Below are 20,153 nucleotides of genomic sequence, written 5' to 3'. Positions count from 1 at the left end.
TTCTGTTCAAGCTTAAACATTTCCCAACTTTTTTCAGGCATGGTATCCCAAAAATATATATAATTAGAAGAATAGATAAAGATCATTAAAAGGTAATATGCGAGAGAGGCTGGACGGCTGACGGGCCTTCAGGTCTGAGGAAAGTCTCCCCACCGCTCCGGATACACGAACATCTGTAAAGGATGTCGGGCGAGAGCCTGGGCCCTGGCACAGAAACGATAACCATCCCCTGAAAATGCGATGATGCGAAAGCTGAGGTCTCAGGGAAAATGGATGAAACGGCGAATCCTCGTGGGTGCAAGTTGGAAATCGGGAAAAAGAGAATTCCGGACTCTCCCGGTTGTTTTTGGAAACGCATAGCCGAATGTCGTCACTGCAAGAGTCCTCTGGACCATTTTCTCCACTGATGAGTGGCAGGAAGTCTTTGCAGGAACAGAAGGGAGCTTATGTGCCTCACTCGCATAAATTTACTTAATTCTAGTAACTTAGGTTTTTTAACTTTTTTATGCTTTTTTTAACTTTTTTATGCTTTTTTATTCATATTTATCCGTATTATTCTCTTTTTTCATTTTTATTTCGGTTTTATCCTTTTTTCCGTAAATTCCTTTTTCGTTTTATTCTTTTCTTTGCTTTCCTTCATTTTTAGATCGATTCTTATCGTTTCCTTCCAGTGTAAGAGACTTTATTCTGGAGACAGGTTCAGCTAGGCAGAAATTCAACAGTAGCCAGCGGATATAGTCTTTATAATTTCTATTGGCTACTGCTTCATCCAGATATTTATCTAAAATTTCATTGTTGCTGACAGCCAGTTTGAAAGAGATCTCAGGAAAACGATGCATTATCTTCTCCAGCTTAAGAGAACCAGCAAGGTAATTCCCAAATTCCTGCCTGCAGCCTGACTCGTAGGCTTTAAGACTACTTAACTTCTGGCTATACATAACAAGATCAGCGACAGACTCTGCAGCAAGCTGTCCTGACCGAATCGCGTATGAAATACCTTCTCCTGTGAAAGCGTCTACAAAACCAGCAGCATCCCCGCTCAGGAGCAGCCTTGAATTGAGGATTTTTCTTTTTATCCCGCCTTTGGGGATAATATGGGAACAAACCGGAAAGTTTCCTGATAAGCCGTTTTCATGTAGAAAATCCAGCAGTGCTTTTTTCGGATGCTCAAGATATTGAGCTGTCCCTACAATCCCTGCAGAATAATATCCAGCATGGGGAAAGATCCAGCCATAGCCTCCCTGTGCGATCCCAAAATAAATATTTATAGTGCCTGGAAATCGGTTCCTTATTGCTTCATCGTCATCAGGGATTTCAGACACAAGACCCAATCCATATTCTGTTTTTTTATCTCTCGGCCTTACTTTGTATTTAAGGATTCCACCTGAACCTTCTGAAATAAGAACGAACCTCCCCAGATAGGTATTATCAGTGGTTCTGACTTCAACGCAATCTTCTTTTTCAATCAAATCAAGAACCTTTTCCCCGGTATGGATCTCAATTCCGGTTTCCCTGGCTTTTTCAAGCAGAAAGTTATCAAAGACTCTTCTGGAGACCAGTAAAGCCAGATTATTTTCTTTCGTTCCTTCTACAAACCGGTCCCTGAAATAAATCCTTACCTTTGGGATATTTTTCTCAATTACGTAATCAGGGAGCTTGAAATCCAGGCAAGATAAACCATAAGAGGAAAGAGCCCCTCCACAGGGCTTGTACCTCGGGAAGGTTTCTTTTTCAATTAGAAGGGTTAAAAGTCCCCTTTTCCCGGCTGTCCTTCCTGCCGATGCTCCTGAAGGGCCTCCTCCTACTATGATCAGGTCGTACATGCTAAGACACCTGTTTACGGAATAAGTGCAATTGTATACAGACAGGAATAATCTGCCATTTAAATAGATTAGGCTGGAGCGATAAAAAGATAGAGGAAAGAAAAAGAGTGCCTGAAAAAAGTTCTTATTATATCACCTAAGTTTGAAATTCAGGAGAGCCCAGCGCAGGTAATCCTTATAATCAATCGTGAAATCCATAACCTCAAGATACTTATCAAGCATTTTATCACTTGATGTAAAGATCTTAAATGTCCGGTCAGGGAAACGGTGCATTACCCTGGAAAACATAAGCGAGTACTTGAGGTGAGTCCCGAACTCAGCCCGGCAGAGAGCCTCATATTTGCTCAGATGCTTAAGATTTTTGCCATGCAGACAAATCCCTGCAATTGTCTCAGCTGCAAACTGCCCTGAACTGATCGCATAGGCGAGCCCCTCACCTGAGAAAGCATCTACAAACCCGGCAGCATCTCCGCTTAAAACGACCCTTGACCCCATTACTTTTCGTTTAATTCCTCCACAGGGGATCTTATGCCCGTGAAGTTTATACTCTCCGGAAAAACCATTTTCTTTCAGGAACTCAAGCATGGACTCTTTCGGATGTGGAAGATCCTTGATAACCCCGCCGATCCCAATGGAATAATAGGTTTTATGAGGGAAAATCCAGCCGTATCCACCGTCTGCAACTCCAAAATGCATTTCCACAGTATCTCCCAGGCGCTCTTGAATTTCTCTTTCTTCGGCAGGGACTTCAGTAACAAGGCAGATTCCATATTCTTCTTTATTATCCGTGGGCCGTACACAGGTTTTGACAAGTCCCTGGGCTCCTTCTGCAATTATCGCAAATTTTGCCTGGTATGTTCCCCGCCTGGTATCCACTTCAACACAATCAGGCATTTCCCTGCAGCACAGAGCTTTTTCTCCGGTATGTACTTCGATCCCCGTCTCTTTTGCCTTTTCAAGAAGGAAATTGTCAAACTTATTTCTTGAGACAAGTGCAGACACCCGGTGATCTTTGTGTGCCTCAATCGATTGATCCCTAAAAATGATCTTTGCCCCTGTAACTTCCCACTCAATAATATCCTCAGGAAGTTCGAAATCGAGATAGGATATCGCATGATCTGAGAGTCCACCCGCGCAGGGCTTGTATCTGGGAAACTTTTCTTTTTCAAGCAGCAGTGTTTTCAAACCAAGTTTTCCTGCCTTTCTTCCGGCAGAGGCTCCGGAAGGACCACCACCGATAATGATTACGTCATACATGCAAGCAACACCTTCAAAAGCATCCTGAAAAATTCGGATTTTAGAATTATATAATCAAAAGTTAGCTTAAAGTGTTGATATTAGTTTAAAATTGCGATAAAATGAGAAAAGGCAGGTCGAAAGAAAAGAGACTATCAGGAGAAAAAAGATAAGTTATTAGGAGAAAAGATAGATTGTTAGGGGAAAAATCGAAATTCGTCCCTTTTTACTCGTTTTTCTTAATTCTTAAAAGTTTCAAAAACATTCAGGACGTTCTGATAATTTACTTCAGTCCCGAAACAGCCGTCCCTTTCCATAGGAATACCATAGCTTACAACTCCCTTACCTTTAAGCGCACGCATTACCTTGTTGATTTCGTAATCGCAGGCGATCATAAGAACACCGTCGGCAGCTTCCATTTTAAGGATATTCTTTACATAGGAGGAACCTGTAACAATGAATAATCTATACCCATATTTCTCAGCATCTTTTTTCAACTGAGTAAAGACGCATTTCCCGCAGGATTTACACTGTATCCCTGTCTGAGTAGAATAAGCCGGGCAGTCAAGACTCCGCATGCAATGTGGAGCCAGAAGAATCCTCTTTTTTGTTCCTGCAAAATCAGACTTATGGGCTCGATTTTTCAGAGATGCCATCCACTTATCCAGAACTCGCGTATCGGAAAATTTAAGGAAAAGGTGCCTTAGAGGCAAATAAAAGAAATCGAGTATATTTGCAAAAAACCCTGCAAGATACACGTTTCCTGTTAGACTTTTTCTGCTGGCAACCAGAGCTATGCCAGAGAGAATAAGGGAGGTGATGATGAAATAAAAAAGAGCCTTCCCAATGAGATTATACATTGCACATCTCCATTTTCTGGATTATTTCCTCAACATTGGCTTCAGTATTGAAGCAGCCGTCCTTTAGAAGAAGAACGCCCTGTACGGGAACAAATGACGCAGCCTGCATATTCTCGGAAAGCTCGTTATAGCAAGCAACGCCAATGCAGGCATCAGGCCTGTATTCTTTAAAGATTTTCTTGACAAAACTTCCCCCAGGCACTACAAAAACCTGGAAGTTGCACCTATCAGCAGCCTCGGAGATTTTTGAAATATCACATAGCCCACAACGTTTGCATTCATACCCATGGACTGGATCGCACCTAGCCTTACAGTTCGGATGGCGCAGGCACTGAGGAAGAAGCAGGATTTTCTTGCCTTTAACATGCCGGTAATCGTCATACATAGCAGCGTTTCGGACATCAATAAGGATATCGTCAACAAGGGTATCCCTTATCCTGAAAGCTTTGCAGATCCATTTTGCGGGAGAGTAGAAAAGATAAAGTGTAAACAACACGAACCCCGGAAAAATAATCCTGCGCTTTTTAAAGGAATATGCCCCTATCAGCAGGGCGATTCCGGTTCCTGCAAGAGCAAAAAAAACCAGATATATAAATATTTTTCCTAGAAATTCGTAAGGAATATACATGTTCAAGGGGAAGTAAGTATCGATATTTAAGTTTTGCTATATAACAATAAAGAGGTAAAGAAAAGAGAAATAAAGAAAGCTGGAAATCCAGCCTTCATCTTCACGCTTACGTAGTGCTCAGGCCCAGTGCCTCTGCAACCAGCTCGATGACGTCTTCTACATCTATGTGAGCTTTGAGGGAATCACGGCCGTCCGAGAGATTCCTCTTACAGAAGGGGCACGCACTGGAAAGAATGTCTGCATTGGTTTCAAGAGCGTCCTTAACTCTGGCTTCTCCAATTGCCACAGCAAGATCACCCATTCCTGCCTTTACACCACCGCCAGCTCCACAACAGCGCTGGAATTCTTTTGACCTTTCCATTTCGACGAACTTAACGCCCGGAATATGGGAAAGCACAAACCTGGGAGCATTAAAGACGCCAACGTGGCGACCAAGGTGACAGGGATCGTGATAGGTAACCGTCTTGTTAATAGACTTCTCCCATTTGATTTTGTCCTCCTTTATCAGGTCTGCAAGGAACTGTGTGATGTGAACAACCTCAAAAGGCAGTTCTTGTCCGAGAAGCCTGGGCCAGTCGATCTTTGCAGCACGGAAACAGCCTGCACATGCAAAGAGAACTTTTTTGGCACCTTTCTTCTTAAGGGCTTCGACATTATGTCTTGCAGCTTCATGGGCTACCTGCTCGTAACCTATCTGACCTGTTCTGATAGGATTTGAACCACAACACCACTCATCTTCTCCAAGCATGGCAAATTTAACGCCTAGCTTGTTAAGTACACGCGAGGTCGCAAAAGCCAGAGAAAGCTGCTTGTATCCTGCAGTACAGCCAGTGAAATAGACGATGTCTGCTTTGTCTGCGATTTTCACATCTGCAGGGACCCATGCAAGTCTGTCTTTCTGGTCAAGCATGTAGGCGTTATGGTATTGCTTTATCATTTTAGGGATAGCGCCCAGCTTTCCATAAGGCCCAATGCCCTTCTTGACAAGATTTGTCCTCAGGGCTTCCCAGAGTTCCACAGTGTTAATACCTGCTTCACAAACCGTTCCACAGACACCACATGTAGTACAACCGTATATATCGTCTTTGAATTCTTCAAGCTCTGATTGAGGAATTTCCTGTGGACCAAAGATTTTTGCTTTAAACCCATAGGACTTGTTCATGAACTGCTTCCAGCGCAGGATTTTATCCCTGGGAGCTAATCCTGGTTTCCCGCCGGAAGCGGCATAAGTCGGACACCATTTTACACACTCACCACAGCGAACGCAGGAATCAAGCTCCATGAGCTGGACTGCAGTAAGATTCTTCGTATCAATTGAAGGGGTACGTTTTGCCATCTTTTTATTCGCCTCCTTTATTTGCAAGAAGTGCAAGCGGTATGGCGATTACATGTATATATTTACTGTATGGAATAAATGCAATACAGAAGAACAGGGAGAATATGGAATGGAAGAGAGCTGCTGGTGGTGCTGCTGAGGGGTCAAGCCCAAAGCTCCAGATAAGTCCTGTTCGTATTCCATCGGCGAGGAAACCGGAAATAGTAACTATGAAAATTACTCCAATTAAAACCCAATCATATGTAATAGAAGCCTCCCTGACTTCAGAGACAAACAATCTTCTTACTATTGCTATGAGAACTCCGATAAGCAGGATATACCCGAAGATATAGTTCGGAATGGAGAGCCAATCTCTAAACACGTCAGGAGTGAACGGGAGTTCAATTCCGATCTTCTCGATCATTTCGACTGCAAACATCATCCCTGACAAGGCAAAGAGAGTCATCCAGCCTCCAAAAATAAATAAGTGCATGATCCAGCGGAAAGGACTTCTCTTAAGAATTCTCCTCTGGAAGACAATATCAAGAATGAGAGTTTCTAAGATACCATGTCCATGATGAGATTCTGCTGTTACCTGTTTCCACCAAGTTTTTAAGAATGTGATTGCACTTCCTTTCTTTCCTGCCTGAGGTTCAAGGTTATAACCCGTAACTCCTGTCCCCCATTTTTGGAAGTTAACCATTAGACCATATAAGAAAATCACAAGGGCTAGTGTAGCCATTATCATTACCTGGACAAACGTCATTCGTAGTGCATCCGAGAGCCCAGAGAAATATAACATTTCACTACTGATAGTTTATTCCTCCTATGTATAGATCAAAAACTGGGAATTAATATTGTTTTTATAATTACCATGTTACAGAACATCAATGATAGTAAAGACAGAATGATAACCGTAGCGACTGTCTACATAAGGTTTGTATAGTCTGTTAGTCTTTGTATCTATTATATTTAAACATTATCTTTATTAAACAATAGATTAAAAAGCCCACTGAGTCGCAAAAATGAGTTGAATGAAAGTAATCAAGCGAGAAAGAAAAAAGTGAAAGTATAAAGAATAATATGTAAATTATAATATAAAGATCATAAAAAGAGTTTATAAAATTCTTCCGGACGGTAAAGTAAGAAATTAAGCAATAAAAAAGTAAAAAGTAAAAATGCAGAAAAAGAAAAAGTCAATGACAAGCCTTTTTTAAAAAGGCTTGAGCGAAAACCTTTTTTGAAAAGGTTTTATCGAAAACCTAGCAACGGCGTGATCAACCNNCCGGCGCAACGGTTGTGGCACAGCCCTTTTCAAAAAAGGCCTGACCGAGAAACATTGGCTAAGGTAAAAAGCGTCTCTGACAATTAAGAGAGCTTTTTATAACCCCACTTCTACTTTGAATTTCTCAAGCCCGATCTCGTCAATTACTTCTCCAATTCTTCTTGGTTTCGGGTATCCCTTGTAGAAGTTAATTATCTTTTCAACAAGATCCAGAGCCTGCTCTTCGGTGAGATCTTTTGCCACTACAGTCCCAAGCCTTGGACGCGGGCCGGCACTGCCTCCTACAGATAAATTAAAGCCTTTTGCCGTGCCCATCAGCCCTATATCCTTTATCATAGGTTCAGAGCACGAATTTTGGCACCCGGAAACCCCCATTTTGAATTTGGAAGGGAGCTGCATCCCGTGGTATTTTTCATCAAGTTTTAATCCAAGCCCGACTGAATCCTGTTTGCCTCTCTTGCAGAACGTAGTACCAGGGCAAATTTTAACGCTGCGGACGCAGAGTCCTATGGCAGCTCCGGGTTTTAGATTTAGCTCTCCCCATGCTGCATCCAGATCTTCTTCTTTTAATCCTACAATTGCAATCCTCTGGGCCGAGGTGATTTTAAGGGCTGCAGCACCATACTTTTCTGCAATGTCAGCTATTTTTCTAAGAGTTTCAGGGTATACGATTCCTCCAGGAATATGGGGAGCAATTGCATACGTTTCGCCATCTCTTTGCAGAATTGCAGCTTTTTCGGGAAGATCCCCTTTCACATACTCACGACTTACCATATTATACACTCCTCCAACTTAGTTGATTCAGAATTTACTTCAAGATTTGTTCGATTTTATCTTCGTTTCAAAATTTGATCGTTATTGCCTCAGATTTTGATCATTATTTGACCTAAGACTAATACAGGAAAATCGAAAGTAAAGGCTAAATCGATAGAGCTGATAGGCTCCTGAATCAATTAGCAGCCACCACGAATTCTGCTTAAGCCCCCTGAAATTAGACCCCCATCCAGAAGACAAAGAATCCGATGTTCCTGTACTTCTCCGGATTAAATATATTTCTCGGATCCGTGAAAGGATTTAAGATCCAGAGAGTATATCGGTTCAAAACAATATAAAATTATACGCCTGACGTAATTTAATTTACTCTAATATCACAGAATTAGATAATATTTGTAATTAAAGCTGCATTTAAAAGTTGTAAATATGGAGAAAGAAGGATCAAAAGATCCTTTTTTTATTTCTGTTTTCTCATCCTTTCCAAGAATCCGTTAAGCCCTGCTTTATGCCTGGCTTCATCCAGAGATGCCTTCTCAAAGAAAAGAGCAGCTTTTGTATTACCTTCCTTCCTGGCTAATTCTGCAGCTTCAGCTTTCTCAATTTCAGCTTTACTCTCTCCTTCAAACATCATTTCCAGATTTTCAAGAGTTGTTTCTTTAACAAGTCCCAGGATTTCAGCTACCTCGGTAGCGTGCCAGGCCTCGTCCATGGCGATCTGGCGGAGATAAACCGCAACATCCGGAAATCCTTCCCGCTCAGCAACCTTCGACATTGCGAGATACCAACCAACTTCAGTAGTCTCTCCTTTAAAAGTATTTTTAAGAATTTCTTCAAGACTCATTTAATCACCATTTCTTTTTTAAAATAATCACTTTTATAGTTAAAACATAGGGCAGTCTTTGAATTTAAGTTTTAGCCACAGTCGAGGTCAAAACCAGAACTGGATCTTGTGATTTGATATTTCGATTTCATCTTTCTATTTCATTAGCGAACTTAAGACTAACATTTGGGAGTAATATGAGGAGAAATAATATTTCTAAATTCAAAACGGGAAAAAACTACAAGGAAGAAAGAAACAAAAAAGCAAAAGCTAAAACAGGAAAGGACTGAAATAGGAAAAAGAAATGACAATAAAACCTAAATAGACTATAATGAGACCGAAAAATAATAAGACAGAAGCATACAACAATGAAGCCGGAACACACGGAAAACAATATGCATGAAAACATATATTGATGAGAAGAATGTACAGGCTGTGGTAAATGCAAGGCTGCCTGCCCAGAAGGCCCGAGAGTTTACTCGATAGAAAAAAATCATGGAAAAAGGTCTGCATTTTAAATGATTCATCTTACTGCCTGGGTTGCAGAATGTGTGTGACTGTCTGTATGGAAGATGCAATCACATTTGAAAACTGATTTTAAAAAAGGACTGAGAAATTTGTCACTTGAAATTCGTATAATACTTGTAGAGCCCATGTATCAAGGGAATGTTGGATCTGTTGCAAGAGCAATGAAGAATTTCGGATATACTGACCTGGTGCTTGTAAATCCCTGTAAACTTGAAGGGGAAGCAAGAGCCATGTCATCGCATGCAAGAGACGTCCTTGAAGGAGCAAGAATTGCCTCAACGCTTGAAGAAGCTGTAGAAGGCGCAAACCTGAGGATAGGGACTACAGGGGTGGCAAGTCTGAAAAACGGAGAACACATCCGCCTTCCGCTTTATACCTCCAGAGAACTCAAAGAGAGACTGAAAGATTACAGCGGAACGGTTGCAATTCTTTTTGGGCGCGAAGACACCGGTTTCCGGAATGATGAGCTCAAAAGCTTTGATATGCTCTTTACTATCCCAACTTCTGAGATATATCCAATTATGAATCTCTCACATGCCGTTGCAGTGGTGCTTTATGAACTCTCGGATCTGGAAGGAGGGAACAGTCCGCTTTCCGATGGGTTTGATCTCCAGCTTTTATACGGGCATCTGGAGGAATTGCTGGAGGAAATCGATTATCCACCTCACAAAAAAGATAAAACTTATCTGATGCTGCGGAGAATATTCGGAAGAGCAGGGCTAACCCCAAGGGAAGTTCAGACTTTGAGGGGCGTAATAAGAAAAACCGAGCGAAAAATGGGGTATGCATCAAACGAGCCTGAGGGCCAGGAAACAGAAGCTTCGGCCAGTATAGAAAAGTTCATATGAGAATAGACCTGTTTTTACATCAGAATTTGTGATACGTATTATTACTTTTTTTAAAATCCTTTTTTAGACAGAAAACCGTAACGACAAATGAAAATTTTAGCCAGATAGAGAATGATATGACTGAAACAGAAAGCAAGTGGGATGAAAAGCTAAAGAGGTTTTTTAAAGACTACTACTGGAATGAAATCCTCCAGCTTGCAAACGAGTATCCGGATCAGCGAAGCCTTAGTGTGGATTTTACGGATATAGAGAAATTTGACAGAGAGCTTTCAAAAGAGTTTCTTGACCACCCAGAAGAACTTATAAAGGCAGCTGAGGCTGCCCTGAAAGAAATCGACCTTCCTGTAGAAAAAAGCATGGAAGAGGCTCACGTAAGGATAATAAAAATCCCAAACCGAATACCTATAAGGGAGTTAAGGAGCAAGCACCTCTCGCACTTTGTTGCGATCGAAGGTATGATAAGGAAAGCTACTGAGGTCAGGCCAAGAATTACGAAAGCTGCTTTCCAGTGTCTCAGGTGCGATTATATTACCGAAGTGGAGCAAAATAGCTTCAAGTTTGAAGAGCCATTTGCAGGTTGTCAAAATGAAACATGTGGGAAGAAAGGGCCCTTTAAGGTAATAATAGAAAACTCTACTTTTATAGATGCTCAGAAGCTTCAGATTCAGGAGTCGCCCGAAAACCTGAAAGGAGGTTCCCAGCCTCAGAGTCTTGAGGTTGACTCCGAAGATGACCTGACAGGAGATGTCACCCCCGGAGACAGGGTTATAATTAACGGAATCCTGAAATCCAGGCAGCGCACTCTGAAAGAAGGGAAGTCTACCTTTTATGATCTTGTGCTCGAAGCAAATTCCATAGAGCGCCTGGATAAGGATTATGACGAACTTGAAATAACTGCTGAAGATGAAGAAGAGATCCTTGAACTTTCCCGTGATCCTGAAATTTATGTCAAAATTGTAAGTTCTGTTGCGCCTTCGATCTACGGATACGAGGACATAAAAGAAGCCCTTGCCCTTCAACTGTTTTCAGGCGTTGTGAAAAACCTTCCTGACGGTTCCAGAATAAGGGGAGATATCCATGTTATGCTTGTAGGAGACCCTGGAATTGCAAAATCCCAGCTCCTGCGCTATGTTGTCAAACTCTCCCCGAGAGGCGTGTTCACTTCAGGGCGGAGTGCGTCGGCAAGCGGTTTGACTGCAGCTGCCGTAAAAGACGACCTCAACGACGGAAGATGGACAATCGAAGGCGGTGCCCTTGTCATGGCTGACATGGGAATCGCTGCTGTTGACGAAATGGACAAAATGAAAACCGAGGATAAAAGTGCCCTTCACGAGGCAATGGAACAGCAGACGATAAGTATTGCCAAAGCGGGGATTATTGCTACGCTTAAATCCAGATGTGCCCTTCTGGGAGCTGCAAATCCGAAATATGGGCGTTTTGACCGGTATGAGAGCCTTGCAGAGCAGATAAGTATGCCGCCGGCATTGCTTTCCCGTTTTGACCTCATCTTTGTTCTGCTCGATACTCCTGACCATACCCTGGACACTAAAATTGCGAACCATATTCTGCAGTCTCATTATGCAGGGGAACTCTTCGAGCAGCGGGAAAAACTTCCTGGATCTCATATTACGGAAGATTTTGTCGAAGCTGAAATGGAAGTCATCGAACCTACCATACAGCCTGAGATCATGCGAAAATACGTTGCATACGCCCGGAAAAACGTTTATCCAGTGATGGAAGGCAACGCACGAGATCACTTGATGAAATTTTATACAAACATTCGAAAAACAGGAGAAGGCAAAGATACACCTGTGCCTGTAACAGCCAGGCAACTTGAAGCCCTTGTCCGCCTATCAGAAGCGAGCGCAAGAGTCCGCCTGAGCAATACAGTCACGCTTGAGGATGCAGAAAGAACTACAAGAATCGTCATGAATTGCCTGAAAAACGTAGGCGTGGATCCTGATACAGGAGCCTTTGATGCAGATATAATCGCATCTGGCACAAGCATGAGCCAGAGAAACAAGATAAAAACCCTAAAGGACATAATTAGAAAGATTTGTGAGAGACATCCTGAAAAAGAAGGAGCCCCATTAGAAGAGGTTTATGCTGAAGCGGAAAACGTACACAGAATTGATCGAGCTCATGCAGAAGAATTAATAAAAAAGATTGAGAGCCAAGGCGATGTTTTTAGACCAAAACGGGAAAATATAAAAGTCGTAAAATAATTTACCACTCAAAAAGAATTTCAAGTTATTAAAATATTCCAGAATTGTACACGCTTAATATTCAACTACAAATAAAATGAGGACGGTTAAGCTGTAAATACTAAAAGGGCAATACTATTTAAAAGGGAGAGTATGTATATAAAGATCTATAAAAATGGGGAGCATGTGCTTGTTGCAGCCTGCGATAAGGAAGTGCTCGGAAAGACCCTGAAATACGGCAAGACCGTAGTGGAGATCAGCAGGGCCTTTTATGAAGGGGAATACGTTTCCGAAGAAGAACTCAAGAAAGCCCTTGAAGAAGCTACGACTGCAAATCTCTTTGGGGAAAAAACAGTCAAGTTTACTATAAAATGCGGGTTAATCGATCCGGATTCTGTAATAGTAATTGACGGCGTACCTCACGCCCAGATCTTCAGGGTTTAATCCAACTGCTGAATTAATCCCTTGAGAGGCTGAGTCAGCGAAAGCCAAATCACTGGCTTTCAGGGCTGATTATATACCGGAATACAACATATGTATAAAATAAAATGCAGATTGTGATACAGTGACTGAGAACATTGACGAAGCCGGAATCAGAGTGCTAACAGAAGAGGAACTGATCTCCGCAGTTGTGGAAAAACACAGACGGTTTCTGGAAGAAAATAAAAAAGAGTTTGGAGAACTGGACAGCAGGCTGAGCCAGGTCGAAGAAAATGTAAAAAATGCAAAGAACTTCAGAATCCAGATGGAGGAGAGAAAAGAAGTCCTCAAGGAGAAGCGCCAGCAGTTCTATCATCAGACCGAAGCACTCCTCGAAAAAGAAGTTTTCCCGAAGCTGGACCCGATTACTGCAAGCAAACTCAAGGAAGAGCTTAAAAAAATCAAAGGGCAGATCGAACCCGAAGAGGAGCAGAGACTTAAAAACTCATTTATGGAAAACCTGCGGGAAACTATTCGGGCAGCCGGACTTGGAGAGAATGTTCTCCTGCAAGCCGATGCCAGAATGGAGGAAGCCAGGAATTCGAATATTGAGTTAAAAGAAATAATAAAATCTGAAAAACAGCTTGTAGAGGATGACGGCAGCAAAAGTGAAGAGATTTCTAAAAGCAAATCCCAGCATAAATGGCTCAGCACCAGAATAAAGAACCACGAAGAAGCCCTGAATTACTGGGAAAAGTTGAAGGTATAACCCTTTTTCGAAAACATGCGGGTGATAGTACATGACCGACGACGTTTCAACCACAGAAATTGCAACGGCCGACCTTTCAAACCTTAACGAACGGGAGCTGAAGGGCAAGGTAAACGAGCTCAGGAGCAGAATAGAGAAAAGTGAAAGGCAGTTGGCATCGATTTTTAAGGAACTGAAGATTAACAGGACCGATATCGACGAGCTGAAAGAAAAGAGAGACTCTCTGAACCACCAGGTTAAGGAAAGGGTTGCAAAAGCACAGGAAATGAGAGACAAGCGAGACGAGATTAACAAAGTAATCAGTGAGTACAAGGGAAAAAGAAGCGATGTAAACTCAAAAACGCAAGAACTGTTTTCAGGAATTGCGGGACTCAAGGAACAGCGGGACGAATGCAATAAATGTTCCCACGGAAGTGTGGAATCCCTCACAAAGGCTTATGAAGCCGAACTTGACGCTTTTCTAAATAAGGAACTGCCTCTTGCAGTGGAAATTAAAATCTTCCAGAAACTGAATGACCTGAGTAAACGCCTGCAAGCTGCAAAGAAGGCAAATGAACTGCATGCGCAAATCCAGGAAAGTTATAAAGAATCAAAAGGAATCCATAAGAGAGGAGATGAACTCCACGAAAAGATTCAGGCCCTCTCAGACGAATCTCAGGCCTGCCACCTGGAAATGCTCGAAAATTTCAAATCTGCGGACGAAATCCGAAAAGAAGCAAATACATACCATGCCCAGCTTACGGATAAAATCACAAACATAAACAAAATTAAAGAAAAAATTGACCCGCTTAAGACCAGCATTGCTAATAACCGAAAGGAACTCTCCTTATATCTTGACAGGTTAAAAGACCTGCAGCTTACAAAAGAAGAACATAAAGTAAGCCAGAAACACAACGATGCCCGCGAAAAGCTTCAGAAAAACGCTCGTTTGAGCCTTGAAGATCTTAAACTCCTTATAGAGAAAGGGGACGTTAAATTCTCCAACGAGTAAGAACTCGGGAAACTCAGGAAGCCGACGGCAAAAATCAGTTTCAGAAAAAATGTCCCCGGCTCATTTCTTTTAAATGATTTTTCATTTTACTCTATTTAAATGATTTTCCTTTGTTATTCTGGTTTAAATCGATTTTCCTTTTAAATTGGTTTTCCCGTACTTTTTAGTAGATTTTCCTTTGTTATCCATTTTAAATCGATTTGTCTTTCCAGTTATCATTAAAAATTTATTTTTTCTTCCCTTTTCCTGCAAAGAAACATGTCACCAGAAGTACGGTTCCCAGCCCAAGGAGGAAGAGAGGCATATCAAAGCCCACAGCTTGAGTTTCCAATTCAGCGGCGGAAGACGAGGTATTCTTCGAAGCGTTTGACAACGCTTCAGCTGGGGTCTGAGGTACAGGAAGCCTGGGATCAAGATACTGGTATACGGGTGAAAACTTCACAAGTACTCCATCAGCTCCTTCGTATATCGTATCCACTGTAAGGTTAAGAATTTCGGTAGAGTTATGAGAATACACAAACTGAGAACCTTCAGTAACGATATCATCCTGAAGGGGAACTCCGTTTCTGCTAAGTTCAATCCAGACTCTTTTGCCTTCGGTATCCGTGCCTTTTATGTAAAGTTGATAATCCTGTAAAAAGTTATAGGAGTAGCCGGACCTTATATAAATTGCCTCTCCATTGATGGCAATAATAGAAAGGCTGTCTCTATCGTCAGGAATAATGGAAAGCTTTCCTTTATTGTCAGCAGCTAAGACAGGTGATATCGAGTAAAAGACTGAAAAGCATAAGGAGATAAGAAGGAAAAAGGAAAATGCAGAAACAAGGTTTGTCTCTTTAATTTCCTTTCTTCTTTGTTTATCTGGGACGCGCATAAATGCATCTGCCTGCAATAATTTCTTCTTTGGTATCGTCGGCTTTTCTTATTACGAGAGCTCCGTCGGGGGTTACTCCTACGGCTTTACCTTCTATAATTCGTGAGGGCGTCGTGACTTTTACCTCTCTTCCTATGGTATCGGAGAGAGCAAGCCAGTCATTGAGAATGTGTGAGAAAGGCTGGGTCTTGAAGATTATATACTGCTGCTCAAGCTCAAAAAGGAAATCTTGCAGGAACGAGACCCTTTTTATATGCCCTCCAAGTTCGGCTTTCAAGGTTGTGGAGCCTGCACGGATAGCTTCAGGAATATCTTTTAAATCCATGTTTACATTAATTCCTATTCCCAGCACAACATAGTCCACTCTATCTACTTCGGCCTTTGCCTCGGTAAGAATTCCGCAGACCTTTTTTCCATTAATGCGGACATCGTTTGGCCATTTAATGCGGGCATCAAGACCCATACTGCGAATAACGTTTGCAACCGCAAGCCCCGCAACCAGAGTAAGCCTTGAGGCATGCCTCAGAGGAACTCCAGGTTTGAGGATCACAGACATCCAGATCCCGCCATGGGGGGAAATCCACTCCCTGCCCATCCGACCCCGGCCTCCTTTCTGGACTTCGGCGATCACAAGCGTTCCTTCGTCTTCCGATGCCGCGATTTCTTTTGCAATAATATTTGTAGAAGTTACCTCTTCGAAATAGTGGATTTTTTTTCCTAGAAGAGTTGTTTTGAGTCCCATCTGGATTTCTTCCGGGTACAGGAGTTGAGGTATGGATTTCAGGACATATCCCCTTTTCGGAGATGATTCTATCTCATAACCATCAGCCTGAAGGGACTTGATATATTTCCAGACCATTGTCCTCGAGATCCCTAACTTGAGCCCCAATTCCTCTCCGGAAACAGGACTTTTCTGTGCATCTTTAAGTGCCTTGATAATTCGAGATCTTTTATCTCCCATCCTTGCACCCCATACAAATGTATGCGTTCCACCGTATATATTTTTTTAGTTTAAATCGTTTCATACCAAACTGACCAGAATCCTGTTCCTGTTTCTCAGGAGGACACATGTCACCGCTGCGTATTCTGTGCCATGCTCACATAGGCGTGCACGGCAGCCGTAATAGCCGCAACTTTTTTGTCTTTTGCTTCAAGAGCCGAAGCCAGAGTAGCCCCTTTTTCAGCATCTGCTTTGACAACCTCTTCAACGGATTCCAGAATTTTATGATCCTCAATAAAAGCCGTTGTAAGGTCACCCCTGCGGAAAGCAGGGTTGCGCATTACCGCTTTATGGAAGGGTATATTGGTTTTTACTCCAACGACCACATACTCGTAAAGTGCTCTTTCCATCCTGGCAATCGCTGCGTCTCTTGTCTTTGCCCAGACACAGAGTTTCGAAATCATTGAATCGTAATACGGAGAAATTGTGTAACCTGTGTGTACTCCACTGTCCACCCTGACACCAGGCCCACCTGCGGACCGGTATCCCCGGATCTTTCCGGGAGAAGGAGCAAAATCGTTTAATGGATCTTCCGCATTGATCCTGCACTCAAATGAATGCCCGTCGATAACGATATCTTCCTGCTTATACTCAAGCTTTTCACCCCAGGCTATCCTGAGCTGTTCTCTTACAATATCAACACCTGTAACCATCTCAGTTATCCCGTGTTCGACCTGCAAGCGAGTATTGACTTCAAGGAAGTAGAAGTTGCCTTTTGAATAAAGAAACTCCACTGTCCCAGCATTTACGTAACCAATTGTCTTTGCTACCCTGACCGCGGCTTCTCCCATCTGGGCCCGGAGCTCAGGAGTCATGATAGGGGAAGGAGCTTCCTCAATAAGCTTCTGATGCCTTCTCTGGATGGAGCATTCTCTATCTGAGAGGTAAATCGTGTTTCCATATCCGTCTGCTAGAATCTGGATCTCTATGTGCCTGGGTTCCTCTACATATTTTTCGATGAAAACCGAAGAGTCCCCAAAAGCTGAGCCAGCCATCTGCCTGGTAGAGCTGAGTGCGGCGGCAAGTTCGTCGCTGGAATTAACTACTTTCATCCCAATTCCGCCACCACCTGCCGAGGCTTTAATCAAAACAGGATAGCCGATCTCCTCTGCAATTTTTATAGCCTCGACCGGATCCTCAACTGCGTCTTTCGTCCCGGGAACAACAGGAACCCCAGCCTTGACCATAAGGTTTCTTGCCCTGATTTTGCTTCCCATCTCGGCAATCACATGGCTGGGAGGGCCTATGAAAACAATTCCTTCTTCCTCACAGCGCTTTGCAAAGACAGGGTTTTCGGAGAGGAAACCATAGCCCGGATGAATTGCCTCAGCTCCTGTGTTTTTTGCGACTGCAAGGATAGCTTCCATATTCAGATAGCTCTGGCTGGAAGGGGCCGGGCCTATGAGGTAGGCCTCGTCTGCATATTTAGCAAAGAGGGCGTTTTTATCGGCTTCCGAACAGACCGCAACCGTGGAAATTCCAAGCTCCCGGCAAGCACGCATAACCCTGATTGCAATCTCACCGCGATTTGCAATGAGTACTTTTTTGAACATAATACCTTCAACCTTGTAATATTTATTCGATTGACATTATTATGTCGCCAGGAGATACCGTATCTCCTTCGGACACAAAAATCTCTCTTACAACGCCTGAGTGGGAAGCATGAACAGCGTTTTCCATTTTCATAGCTTCGATGACAGCAACCGTATCGCCTTCTGCAACAGTGTCCTCGACCTTGACCTTAAGAGAGAGGACCATGCCCTGCATTGAGATGCTCACAGCTCCTTTAACGGACCCGGCACTCGGCTTCTTGGGAGAAGCTTCAGATACGGAAATCCCCCCCCCGATAGGTTCAATCCTGACCTCATAGATCTCGTCGTCCACTTCAACCTTGAAATGGGTTGGGACTTTGCACTCCTGCTGCACTGCAGGAGCAGGGGCAACTACTGCGAGAGCTTCTTCTTCCATTTCTCCTTTCAGGAACTTGGGGGCAATAGCTGGATAGAGAATATAGGTAAGGATGTCTTCTTCAGATTTAGCAATACCCATTTCCTCAGCTTCTTTTTTCCTTTTCTCATATTCAGGCTTAAGAAGATCAGCAGGGCGGCAGTGAATAGGTTCTTCGTCCCCGATCACTTTGCCTATTATTTCCGGGCTTATGGGGGCAGGAGATCGCCCGTAAAGGCCGCGCACGTAATCCTTTACCTCTTTAGGAATAACCTTATAACGCTCGCCCATGAGCACGTTAAGTACTGCCTGAGTGCCTACGATCTGGCTTGTGGGAGTGACAAGAGGTGGATATCCAAGCTCCTCTCTAACCCTGGGCATTTCACTGAGTACAGCGTCATACTTGTCAAGGGCATTCTGTTCCTTTAGTTGAGAAACGAGGTTTGAGAGCATTCCGCCCGGAATCTGATAGATAAGAACATTAGTATCGATCTGCTCTAACATAGGGTCAAGTATGCCCCGATATTTTCCTTTTAGCTCTTTGAAATATGTGACGACATCTTCAAAAGCTTCAAGATCGAGACCTGTGTCGTAAGGGGTGTCTTTAAGGGCAGCTATAACTGTTTCAGTTGGAGGCTGAGAAGTCCCCCAGGCCAGGGGAGAGAGTGCTGTATCCAGAATATCGACCCCTGCCTCACATGCTGCCATATAGCTCATAGGGGCCATTCCGGAGGTACAGTGACAGTGTAGAGAAATCGGAATGGAAATTTCTTTTTTCATGGCACTGATTATATGGGTAGCATCATTAGGGGAAAGAAGCCCTGCCATATCCTTGATACAGATGGAATCACACTCAAGTTCTTCAAGCTGTTTTGCAAGTTCAATATATTTCTCAACAGTGTGCACCGGACTTATGGTGTAGCAGACTGTGCCCTGTACATGAGCACCAAGCCCTTTTGCCACTTTAATAGAAAACTCCATATTCCGGATATCATTGACAGCATCAAAAATCCGGAAAACATCAATTCCATTCTGATAGGATTTAGTAACGAATTTCTCGACCACGTCATCCGGATAGTGCCTGTACCCCACAAGGTTCTGGCCCCTGAGCAGCATCTGAGCATAGGTGTTTTTCATTTCTTTCTTGATATCCCTCAGGCGCTGCCAGGGATCTTCATTCAGGTAGCGGATACAGCTGTCAAAGGTGGCGCCTCCCCACATTTCGAGGGAGAAATACCCTATCTGGTCCAGTTGTTCAACCACTTCGAGCATATCTCTTGTCCGCATTCTGGTTGCCAGGAGAGATTGATGTGCATCCCGGAGGATGGTTTCGGTAATTTTTACACTCATGGATGAACCTCTTAAAATCGAATCAAAATAACCGTACTTACTATTCTTGATAGTAAGCTTCGAACGGTTTTTCCGGGGGGTTTCATCTGATATTCCGGAATTTTTCGGGTTAAAATTTTGATCCGTTTGAGTAAAGTGTATAAGTCCCCGAATTGCGGTTTTGACGCAATTTTCTGCGGTTTTACCGGAAACAGGGATTTTTCGGTTAAATTTAGTAGACTTTCCGGAACCGCAATCAGAGGAAATTAATTTTATAGAGCCAAACGCAGTATTCAACAAATCTGCGTTGATGAGAATTCTTTAATATACAATTGTTAACAAGTATATACTTTTCGCCTGTTAACATTAAGAATAATAATTTTTAGAAAAGATCCCTAATCCCTAATACAGCTTAAAAATCAGTTAGGAAATTAAAGATTCGAGTATTAAAGGTTTTAAAAGGCTGAAAACAAAAGATATTTATTTGAACCGGAGAACATAA

General features: G+C 42.8%; 17 protein-coding genes, 1 other RNA gene and 1 pseudogene. 7 read left to right on the top strand and 12 right to left on the bottom strand.

Annotation, left to right across the window (positions count from 1 at the left end):
* The first annotated feature begins 101 nt into the window (after positions 1–101).
* Positions 102–459, top strand: an RNA gene (gene rnpB / locus BP621_RS05295) — RNase P RNA component.
* A gap of 155 nt (positions 460–614) precedes the next feature.
* On the opposite strand, the gene BP621_RS05290 is transcribed toward rnpB, so the two are convergent.
* The 8 genes from BP621_RS05290 to BP621_RS05255 form a co-directional block, all read right to left on the bottom strand.
* On the bottom strand, positions 615–1,823 hold the full coding sequence (locus BP621_RS05290; protein WP_292388350.1) for a geranylgeranyl reductase family protein: 1,209 nt from the start codon (positions 1,821–1,823) through the stop codon (positions 615–617).
* Positions 1,824–1,955: 132 nt separating this feature from the next.
* A complete protein-coding gene (locus BP621_RS05285) occupies positions 1,956–3,080 on the bottom strand; it encodes a geranylgeranyl reductase family protein (RefSeq protein ID WP_292388349.1) in 1,125 nt (374 codons plus the stop codon).
* Between the two features lie 218 nt (positions 3,081–3,298).
* A complete protein-coding gene (locus BP621_RS05280; protein WP_292388347.1) occupies positions 3,299–3,919 on the bottom strand; it encodes a DUF116 domain-containing protein in 621 nt (206 codons plus the stop codon).
* The gene (locus tag BP621_RS05275) at positions 3,912–4,547 is read right to left on the bottom strand and encodes a DUF116 domain-containing protein (protein ID WP_292388346.1); all 636 of its coding nucleotides are present in this window, start codon (positions 4,545–4,547) and stop codon (positions 3,912–3,914) included. Before BP621_RS05275 ends, BP621_RS05280 begins: the two co-directional genes overlap by 8 nt.
* A 106-nt stretch (positions 4,548–4,653) precedes the next feature.
* Complete coding sequence (gene hdrD / locus BP621_RS05270) at positions 4,654–5,883, bottom strand: dihydromethanophenazine:CoB--CoM heterodisulfide reductase subunit HdrD (protein WP_292388345.1); 1,230 nt, start codon at positions 5,881–5,883, stop codon at positions 4,654–4,656.
* Positions 5,884–5,887: 4 nt separating this feature from the next.
* The gene (locus BP621_RS05265; protein WP_394339284.1) at positions 5,888–6,628 is read right to left on the bottom strand and encodes a respiratory nitrate reductase subunit gamma; all 741 of its coding nucleotides are present in this window, start codon (positions 6,626–6,628) and stop codon (positions 5,888–5,890) included.
* A 615-nt stretch (positions 6,629–7,243) separates the two neighbouring features.
* Positions 7,244–7,921 carry an NAD(P)/FAD-dependent oxidoreductase gene (locus tag BP621_RS05260; RefSeq protein ID WP_292388343.1) on the bottom strand — a complete coding sequence of 226 codons (678 nt, stop codon included), beginning with the start codon at positions 7,919–7,921 and terminating at the stop codon, positions 7,244–7,246.
* A 457-nt stretch (positions 7,922–8,378) separates the two neighbouring features.
* A complete protein-coding gene (locus BP621_RS05255; RefSeq protein WP_292388342.1) occupies positions 8,379–8,762 on the bottom strand; it encodes a ferritin-like domain-containing protein in 384 nt (127 codons plus the stop codon).
* Positions 8,763–9,181: 419 nt separating this feature from the next.
* Here BP621_RS05255 and BP621_RS05250 point away from each other — a divergent pair.
* From BP621_RS05250 to BP621_RS05225, 6 genes and pseudogenes are all read left to right on the top strand, one after another.
* Positions 9,182–9,259: pseudogene (locus BP621_RS05250) on the top strand (ferredoxin); the annotation flags it as partial.
* A gap of 99 nt (positions 9,260–9,358) precedes the next feature.
* Positions 9,359–10,117 carry an RNA methyltransferase gene (locus tag BP621_RS05245; RefSeq protein WP_292388341.1) on the top strand — a complete coding sequence of 253 codons (759 nt, stop codon included), beginning with the start codon at positions 9,359–9,361 and terminating at the stop codon, positions 10,115–10,117.
* Between the two features lie 116 nt (positions 10,118–10,233).
* Positions 10,234–12,342, top strand: coding sequence for a minichromosome maintenance protein MCM (locus BP621_RS05240; protein WP_292388340.1), 2,109 nt, complete (start codon positions 10,234–10,236; stop codon positions 12,340–12,342).
* A gap of 132 nt (positions 12,343–12,474) precedes the next feature.
* The gene (locus BP621_RS05235; RefSeq protein WP_292388339.1) at positions 12,475–12,765 is read left to right on the top strand and encodes a DUF424 domain-containing protein; all 291 of its coding nucleotides are present in this window, start codon (positions 12,475–12,477) and stop codon (positions 12,763–12,765) included.
* Between the two features lie 121 nt (positions 12,766–12,886).
* A complete protein-coding gene (locus BP621_RS05230) occupies positions 12,887–13,510 on the top strand; it encodes a hypothetical protein (RefSeq protein ID WP_292388338.1) in 624 nt (207 codons plus the stop codon).
* Between the two features lie 31 nt (positions 13,511–13,541).
* Positions 13,542–14,501, top strand: a complete 960-nt coding sequence (locus BP621_RS05225) for a coiled-coil protein (RefSeq protein WP_292388336.1) — start codon at positions 13,542–13,544, stop codon at positions 14,499–14,501.
* 226 nt (positions 14,502–14,727) lie between these two features.
* On the opposite strand, the gene BP621_RS05220 is transcribed toward BP621_RS05225, so the two are convergent.
* The 4 genes from BP621_RS05220 to oadA form a co-directional block, all read right to left on the bottom strand.
* Complete coding sequence (locus BP621_RS05220; RefSeq protein ID WP_292388335.1) at positions 14,728–15,375, bottom strand: S-layer protein domain-containing protein; 648 nt, start codon at positions 15,373–15,375, stop codon at positions 14,728–14,730.
* Entirely contained in the window at positions 15,359–16,336 is a 978-nt protein-coding gene (locus tag BP621_RS05215; protein WP_292388334.1) for a biotin--[acetyl-CoA-carboxylase] ligase, read from the bottom strand. The genes BP621_RS05220 and BP621_RS05215 overlap by 17 nt, the downstream gene beginning before the upstream one ends.
* Before the next feature lie 110 nt (positions 16,337–16,446).
* Positions 16,447–17,928 (bottom strand): acetyl-CoA carboxylase biotin carboxylase subunit, encoded by a 1,482-nt coding sequence (locus BP621_RS05210; protein WP_292388333.1) that lies wholly within the window; start codon positions 17,926–17,928, stop codon positions 16,447–16,449.
* A 22-nt stretch (positions 17,929–17,950) separates the two neighbouring features.
* A complete protein-coding gene (oadA, locus tag BP621_RS05205; protein ID WP_292388332.1) occupies positions 17,951–19,672 on the bottom strand; it encodes a sodium-extruding oxaloacetate decarboxylase subunit alpha in 1,722 nt (573 codons plus the stop codon).
* Between the last annotated feature and the right edge of the window lie 481 nt (positions 19,673–20,153).

The organism is Methanosarcina sp. UBA5, assembly GCF_002505485.1.
GTDB lineage: Archaea > Halobacteriota > Methanosarcinia > Methanosarcinales > Methanosarcinaceae > Methanosarcina.
This window is presented reverse-complemented; position numbering and strand designations above follow the sequence as displayed.